Annotated in this window: 8 protein-coding genes; 1 reads left to right on the forward strand and 7 read right to left on the reverse strand. The window is 55.1% G+C overall.

The features are described 5' to 3' along the window. Positions 1-607: 607 nt before the first annotated feature. The 4 genes from CA85_RS24395 to CA85_RS25300 all read right to left on the reverse strand — a co-directional run bounded on the left by CA85_RS24395 (position 608) and on the right by CA85_RS25300 (position 2,376). The gene (locus tag CA85_RS24395; protein ID WP_146394321.1) at positions 608-1,249 is read right to left on the reverse strand and encodes a YeeE/YedE thiosulfate transporter family protein; all 642 of its coding nucleotides are present in this window, start codon (positions 1,247-1,249) and stop codon (positions 608-610) included. Next, positions 1,242-1,772 carry a YeeE/YedE thiosulfate transporter family protein gene (locus CA85_RS24400; protein ID WP_146394323.1) on the reverse strand — a complete coding sequence of 177 codons (531 nt, stop codon included), beginning with the start codon at positions 1,770-1,772 and terminating at the stop codon, positions 1,242-1,244. The genes CA85_RS24395 and CA85_RS24400 overlap by 8 nt, the downstream gene beginning before the upstream one ends. A gap of 138 nt (positions 1,773-1,910) precedes the next feature. Continuing rightward, positions 1,911-2,177 (reverse strand): YciE/YciF ferroxidase family protein, encoded by a 267-nt coding sequence (locus tag CA85_RS24405; RefSeq protein ID WP_246113115.1) that lies wholly within the window; start codon positions 2,175-2,177, stop codon positions 1,911-1,913. A 19-nt stretch (positions 2,178-2,196) separates the two neighbouring features. Continuing rightward, positions 2,197-2,376: a general stress protein gene (locus CA85_RS25300; protein ID WP_186775203.1), complete on the reverse strand. Its 180-nt coding sequence runs from the start codon at positions 2,374-2,376 to the stop codon at positions 2,197-2,199. Between the two features lie 665 nt (positions 2,377-3,041). On the opposite strand from CA85_RS25300, the gene CA85_RS26265 reads away from it, so the two are divergent. Continuing rightward, positions 3,042-3,221: a chemotaxis protein CheB gene (locus CA85_RS26265; RefSeq protein WP_146394325.1), complete on the forward strand. Its 180-nt coding sequence runs from the start codon at positions 3,042-3,044 to the stop codon at positions 3,219-3,221. Positions 3,222-3,714: 493 nt separating this feature from the next. On the opposite strand, the gene CA85_RS24415 is transcribed toward CA85_RS26265, so the two are convergent. The 3 genes from CA85_RS24415 to egtD all read right to left on the reverse strand — a co-directional run bounded on the left by CA85_RS24415 (position 3,715) and on the right by egtD (position 6,332). Further along, positions 3,715-3,897: a YqaE/Pmp3 family membrane protein gene (locus CA85_RS24415; RefSeq protein WP_146394327.1), complete on the reverse strand. Its 183-nt coding sequence runs from the start codon at positions 3,895-3,897 to the stop codon at positions 3,715-3,717. 100 nt (positions 3,898-3,997) lie between these two features. Beyond that, a complete protein-coding gene (gene egtB / locus CA85_RS24420) occupies positions 3,998-5,329 on the reverse strand; it encodes an ergothioneine biosynthesis protein EgtB (protein WP_146394329.1) in 1,332 nt (443 codons plus the stop codon). Then, on the reverse strand, positions 5,319-6,332 hold the full coding sequence (gene egtD, locus CA85_RS24425) for an L-histidine N(alpha)-methyltransferase (RefSeq protein ID WP_246113116.1): 1,014 nt from the start codon (positions 6,330-6,332) through the stop codon (positions 5,319-5,321). The genes egtB and egtD overlap by 11 nt, the downstream gene beginning before the upstream one ends. Positions 6,333-6,916 lie beyond the last annotated feature (584 nt).

Raw genomic sequence — 6,916 nt, forward strand, 5'->3', positions numbered from 1 at the left:
GCAGCTTCTCGCTGGCAAGAAGCGTCGAGGCCCTCAATCGATCGGCGACTTGCTGATCGGCTTACTAATTCGTCTTGGAGTGAACCAGGAAAACACTGTAGAATCGAAACCGTCCGAAGCTCTGAAGTCTTAGGCTGAATTGTCGTGCTGCCAAGCACACTAACAACGTCGTCGCATGCCGAGGGTATCGGTGGAGCGTAGCTCTGCTGAGCAAGCCCGTGCTAGAGTGAGATGCTCTGTTAGCGGTTCAAACGCCGGATGAGACAGTGTGGGGCTCTCAGAGCTTCGGATATCTACCAGGGTGGCGAGACTGAACCACCAAAGCTAACCGAGCCGTGCTGGCTGGCCGACAAACAGTGGACTTTGAGTGTCGAAAAAGCTACCCTATTGGTGGTGCCGCTGAGCGTACGCGCGCACTGCAAATTTTCGTTCTGGATATGACAGTACTCAAAAAACCTTCCGCTGTGCTCTGCGCACGCTTCCGTCGGATGAACCCCAATTCTTCCTGCCGAATCCGAGTAGGGATATCGCGACGGCAGATCGCTCGTCGCCTGGACAGTGCTAGCCGGCCAGAAGGAGAGTGTCGTCAGTGGAAACGCTTGAACTTTCATGTCCTGTCCGTCTCCATCATTGGGTTCGTCTCACGTGACGGACCCTCGGTCGATGACGCGTCAACGTTGCGATCTCCCTTGGGAAAACGCGGTGATTCACCACTTGAACCGCGAACTGAGAGCGTGATCGCCCCGATCGCCAGCACACAGAGTCCACCTACCCATAGCCATGGAGAGGTACCGCTCATCTCGGGAAGCGTCACTTTCCCGGCATCGCCCCAGCTCTCTAGCAAACTGGAAAGTTGCGGGTAAAGGATCACATAGAGACCAGCGCCGAGCAACATTCCGAGCACGCCCACCATCGCGTCACGGCGTCCTTCACCGCAGGCGGCTACGCTGGTTCCGGGGCAATAGCCGAAAATGGCCATTCCTGCTCCGAAGCATACTCCGCCAGCCACAACACCGAGCCAAACGAGTGGTTTGATGTGCAGTGAAACGGCTTCTGTGGGCAGCAGCGCGTAAATGCCGACGGCTCCGACAACGACGGCCGTGCCCATGATTTTGACCACGGTCCAGTCGCGAAACAGAAATTGGTTCACGATGACGTGAAACTTTGCCACACGCCCTTTTTGCAATAGCAGACCAAAGACCATTCCGGTCAAGAGTCCCAGGGCTAATTTCCAAAATGGATCAAACATCGCGAACGCTCCTTCCATACATCAAGAATGCAGTGAGAACGGCAACTGCGAAGAAAATAAATGAGAACAGCCAGCTCGAAGCTGCGAGCTGCAAATTCCCGCTGATCCCATGACCGCTGGTGCATCCTTTCGCCAAGCGAGCGCCAAAGATCATCAAGCCCGCACTCAGCAGGGCGACCGTCAGCCGCAGCCCGGCACTTGCCCCGAAGCGACTCTGCCATAGCGGTGGCACCGTGATCGGCTCCCGGTCTCCGGACATAAACGAGCTAATAACACTGCCGAGCAATACGCCGACGACCAGCATCCATTGCCAGCCAATCTTCGGCGATTGTTCTTGGTAGTAGCTGTTAGATTCCGCCAGCCCTGGTATCGCGGCTTCCAATATCATCGCGGCGGTGTGTTCAAATGCTGTCGTGATCCCCAGTGGATGGTCGGCACTCCAGAACGCGAACCAACTCAACATTCCGATCCCCACACCGACTAAGTAAGGTGACCATGAGTGTTTTAACAATGGATTATTCATGAAAAGCCTTTTCTTGCTGGGAGAATACTATTCTATTTCGCGACTTCAAAACCGGCCTCCTTCCAAGCCTGGATGCTGCCAGGGCGGCATTCGAAAGAGAGTTTGCTGATCTTAGCCAGCGGCCTTCGCAGCGACACTCTACGCGTGTGAAGCTGCAGGATTTACTGAACTTTCGGCGACTTCCTTCAGCTTCTTGTCCGCATTTCCTTCTTCGTCAAGTGTTTGCTGTAGCAAGTCGGCCACATCATTGCGCCCGCACTGCTGTGCAAAGTTTCTTGCTGATCCATACCCGGCCATCTCATAGTGCTCCACCCGTTGGCCAGCGGCGACGAGCGCTGCGTCCTTGACCGCAGCATCGCCTGTTGCCTGGATCACCTGGTCTCCTTCGGCGATCAATCCTTTCATGGCTTGGCATGTTTGACGTTCAGCGCTGACGCCTAGCAAATTGAAGGCTTTCCGGAAGCGTGCCTCGTTCGCCATGCGAAACAACACCGATTTGCTCCTCGGTGAAGCCCGCTTCTTTCAGACGATGGATGGCTGCTTGCGCGTCTTCAACGGAATGAAAAGCAGCTACGACAGTTTCTCTGTTGTTTACGTTGGACATTTCGATTGTTCCATGAGCAGGGTAGGAGCCGCCCCGGGAACATACAGCGCTCCGCCGGTAGCGATTTCCTCAGCGACACTGCACATCATGTGCCGCGGGTGCAAAGATTTTTCAGTGGTATCTGTCACTACACAGTGCAGAGTCAAACACAATTGAAAGGAATTGAGACGCATCCGACGGAAGGGTGCGCGGCACATGATTTGCCTTTGGTCATCGCAATTCGGATACCTCCAGATCTTACCGATCAGAAATTTACTCGCATGCCACCGCCAGCCTCTGTCAGCTTTCAGCTTTCAGCTTGTCGAACCTCGCGGGCTCTCCTGCAAAACGGTATTGAAGCATCCGGGCGACATGGAGATGCTGCTCAAAGCATCTCAAACAGATCCGTCGCGCTATGTACTGGCGCGCTCAGCGAGCAGATCAGTTTTGCTGGACACGACTAAACAACCGGCGGAACTGGACCTCGAGCAGGAAGTCCGAGTCAGCGCCGTCGGCTCTGGGCCGGCACGGAATCCTCTTGTTCCCGGTCGATACACGAGGACGATTCCGGGAGCGTTGGGGCTGACACCTTGATTCCATATCCTCGCAGCCCGCGGGAAGTACCTTGGATGCTGCAGAGAGCTTGTACCACGCATGAGAAAGTAAATGATACGCCGGAAAATTAAATGAACGATGAACAAAGCAAGAGGGACCCGTCACGACACTATATCGTCGTTGTCGGTGCGTCTGCGGGCGGGCTGCAAGCAATTTCTCAGCTCGTTTCGCGGTTGCCGCGCGAGCTGCCCGCCGCTACGCACCATGGAAGATCGAACGAGGATGTTGGAGCGGTTGCAACGAGGGCATGAGGATCGCAGCAGAGATCTTATGGCACAACGCTTCGCTGAGTTAGCGGATGAATCTCGGGAGCATGTTGAGCAACTGCGAGCGTTTTTGCGCACCATTTGGGAGAATTGAAGTCCGGACGGTGACTCACTATGAAACAACAGGCTGAGATGTCCGACAGCAGGGTCGCGAAAGTTATTCGAGATGGGCGCACTTGGAAAAAATCGGACGAGAGGACACTGAGATTCAATGCAAACGAAAAGTCGCCGCGGCAATGAAAGCAACTGCCGGCGAGTTAGGAAAGGCCAACGCGGATTGCCGGTCCAGCTACATTCACCCAAGCTTGCTCGCAGCGGCCAGAGCGATTGAATTGCCCAGCTAGCTGGGGCCTTGCCAACATGGCTGTAATTCCGATACCAGCTCTCTCCGTATCGCTCTTCAGGTTCCAACGACGGGCGAGCGATAGGTGGCTGGTGTCTTCAGGGTCGGTTCGATCATGGACCGAAGATGCGTCGATCAAGGCGTCCGTGTGAGGCCGGGGCGGCGGGCGGCCATCATGTAAATGGCGTGCAGCATACCCGGGATAAAACCGAGCAGCGTCAAGACACAGTTCACCCAGAAGTGCTTGCCAACGCCGAACTGCAAGTACACGGCAGCGGGGGGAACGAGGAACGCGAGAAGAAGTCGAACATAACTCATTGCCGTGGTCTCCAATGGTCCATTGTCTAAGTATCCCTTTTACGATTTGGGAATCGATGAACACTCGATTCTTCAACCAAACCGCTGGGTGAAACGTTCTCTATGTGAATTCCGATTCCAGATCGCTGGCAAGTCGTATCCCTGTGAACTGCCATCGTGTTTCCGGAGGAAAGAAGTTGCGGTAGGACGTGCGAATGTGATCCGACGAGGTGGCGCAAGAACCACCACGGAGCACAAACTGGTTGCACATGAATTTCCCGTTGTATTCCCCCAGAGTTCCTGCGACAGGGGCGTACCCTGGATAGGCTGAATATTGACTCGCCGTCCACTCCCACACGTTTCCTAGAAAGTCGCTCGATGCGCGTCCGCACGGATGAACAGGTTCGCCATCGCGTAGTAAGTGGTCTGCGAACAGATTGCCGGGCAGTGATTTTTCAGCAGCAACTTCCCATTCAAACTCAGTCGGCAGTCGTTTACCTGCCCAGCGGGCGTAGGCATCCGCCTCGAAGTAGCTCACGTGGCATACCGGATCGTCGAGGCGTAGCGGGACCAAGCCGGCTAGTGAATACTGCATGAATCCATCGTCTCGTTCGATCCAGTAAAGTGGCGCGGTCCACTCGTGCTGGCACACGGCATCCCAACCGGGCGACAGCCAGTAGCTGGCGTCTCGGTACCCGCCTGCTTGGATGAATTCTAAGTACTCACCGTTGGTGACGCTTCGCGACGCGATTTTGTGCGAATGGATCAAACGCCGATGGCGGGGGCCTTCGTTGTCGTATGAGAACGAAGTCTGGCCGGCGTCCGTCCAGGTTGGGCTGTATCCGACTTCTGCGATCGTTTCATCCGCAGACCTCCAGTGCAGAGGTTCTGCAACGCAGGCCGCCTCCACTGCGTCGGCTGACTGGTAAGCCGGCTGGCTCGGGTTGCAGAATAGCACGTGCTTGATGTCGGTAAGCATTAATTCCTGATGCTGCTGTTCGTGATTCAACCCCAGGATGAGGACATCACGCTGGGATTCGGAAAGCGTGTTGGATTGGATCCAGTCAAGGATCAAATGATCAACGTGCTGGCGGTACCGGTAGGTTTCTTCCAGGCCGGGACGCGAGATTTGACCGCGTCGATCGCGAGGGAACGCTTTCCCTACACCGTTGTAGTACGAGTTAAAGAGATACTCGAACCGTGAATCGAAAGGCTCAAAGCGGCCTTTCTGCTTGAGCAGAAACGTCTCGAAAAACCATGTCGTGTGCGCCAGATGCCACTTGGTCGGACTGACATCCGCCATTGTCTGAATCGCACAATCTTCGGCAGAAAGCGGAAATGCAATCTGTTCGCTCATCGCTCGAATGCGGCGGTAGTACTGCGCTAGCGAGGCTCGGTCACGATCAACCGACGCGTCACATGCTTCCGGATTGGACTGTGTCTCAACTGCCATCACGTGCCTCCAGATACATTACCGCGAAATAGTTTCTCTGATCCAGCCAAACACTTGTCGGCGTCAGACCTGACTCTTCCGCCATTTCGGAGAATCCGGCAAGGGTGTATTTGTGCGAGTACTCTGTGAGAATCCGCTCGTGCCGTGCGAACGAAATATCACCACCACCGACGCGGACCACTTGGTCCTGAATGCTTTCGAGGTAGATTTCGATCCTCGACATCGATGGATTGTAGAATGCGACGTGTCGAAATCGCTGAATATCGAAATTTGCGTTCGCCTCTCGGTTGAGGCGGCGCAGGAGATTGATACTGAAAGCAGCCGTGACCCCCTGGGAATCATTATAGGCGGCCTCTAGAACAGATTTGCTTTTATGCAGGTCGAAGCCGATCAACAGCCCGCCGTCTTGGCCACAGCGATCAGCAATGATACGGAGCAATTTTTTGGCATCATCGCGAGGGAGATTGCCGATCGTGGAACCTGGGAAATAGATGCACACAGACGTGTCGGCAAATCCCGCTGGCATTTCGATCTGGTGAGTGAAATCGCCGACAATCGGTTTGACTTCGAGAGCGGGGTATTTCGCCCGGAGTCGTCGGGCAGTCGCCCGTAGGTGTTCGGCGGAGATGTCAATTGGCACGTAGGCTCGGGGAGCTTCGAGACGATCGAGCAAGAGCCGGGTCTTCTGACTGCTGCCACTGCCGAGTTCCACCAGCAGTGCATTGGGGCCGACCTCCCGGACGATGTCGGCCACATTGGCCTGCATGATCTCCTGCTCCGTTCGGGTGAGATAGTATTCAGGAAGCTGGCAAATCTTATCGAACAGCTTCGAGCCGCGCTCGTCGTATAGGTGCTTGCTATCGATACGCTTGGGCGATTCCAACAGCCCCTTGACCACTTCCCTGGCGAAGCCGTTGACCTTGGGTTCAACTGCGGCGTTAATGGGCCCAGGCGGGATGCGACAGGTCGGAGGCGACGTTGCCTTGAGATTGGAAGGAGCCAAATTTTCATTCCGGCATGAGAAGCAAATTGGATGCGGCAGCGAACCCCGCTGCAAACTTCGTTCCGATTACTGATGAATACGTGTCGCAATATCGAGATAGTGAATTCCCCCTGGGAATCGCCCGAGCGTGCTTCTGCTGTCAGCGTGATCCTGTCGTTTCCAGAACTTCACCAGCACCGCAGTCAGATTCATCAGCAAAATCGGAGATGCAGAAGGACCTTGGCTACGGCAGCCGAACCTCCACAGGAAATGCGCGGGAAAGATGATCGCCAAGCGACCACCCCCTGCCGCCCTTCGCACAGTCCCATATCTCCTATTCACGACAAGGCAGGCGGCGGGCTGCTTAAGCAACGCACGATCAATTTCTGTCATAGTGGACGAGGCGACGAGTCCAAAGCCGCAGGACTCGTCGCCTCGTCCACTACAAAAACCGACACTTATTCATCGTGTGTTGCTAAGGCGTCGTTCGGAAATAACTTACCTGATTGGCATCGACCTGCGGCATACGGATTTGCATAATGGTTAAATGCCGGATGCAACACTGGTCGATGGACTCCGATCGAAATATAACGCGCTTGTTGATG

This window comes from Allorhodopirellula solitaria (assembly GCF_007859855.1).
Classification (GTDB): domain Bacteria; phylum Planctomycetota; class Planctomycetia; order Pirellulales; family Pirellulaceae; genus Rhodopirellula; species Rhodopirellula solitaria.

Excerpts from the sequence above, each read along its gene's own strand:
- CA85_RS25300 (WP_186775203.1), bottom strand. The coding sequence starts at position 2,376 with ATGTCCAACGTAAACAACAGAGAAACTGTCGTAGCTGCTTTTCATTCC.
- CA85_RS24415 (WP_146394327.1), bottom strand. The coding sequence starts at position 3,897 with ATGAGTTATGTTCGACTTCTTCTCGCGTTCCTCGTTCCCCCCGCTGCC.
- CA85_RS24405 (WP_246113115.1), bottom strand. The coding sequence starts at position 2,177 with ATGAAAGGATTGATCGCCGAAGGAGACCAGGTGATCCAGGCAACAGGC.
- CA85_RS24395 (WP_146394321.1), bottom strand. The coding sequence starts at position 1,249 with ATGTTTGATCCATTTTGGAAATTAGCCCTGGGACTCTTGACCGGAATG.
- CA85_RS24400 (WP_146394323.1), bottom strand. The coding sequence starts at position 1,772 with ATGAATAATCCATTGTTAAAACACTCATGGTCACCTTACTTAGTCGGT.
- egtB (WP_146394329.1), bottom strand. The coding sequence starts at position 5,329 with ATGGCAGTTGAGACACAGTCCAATCCGGAAGCATGTGACGCGTCGGTT.
- CA85_RS26265 (WP_146394325.1), top strand. The coding sequence starts at position 3,042 with ATGAACGATGAACAAAGCAAGAGGGACCCGTCACGACACTATATCGTC.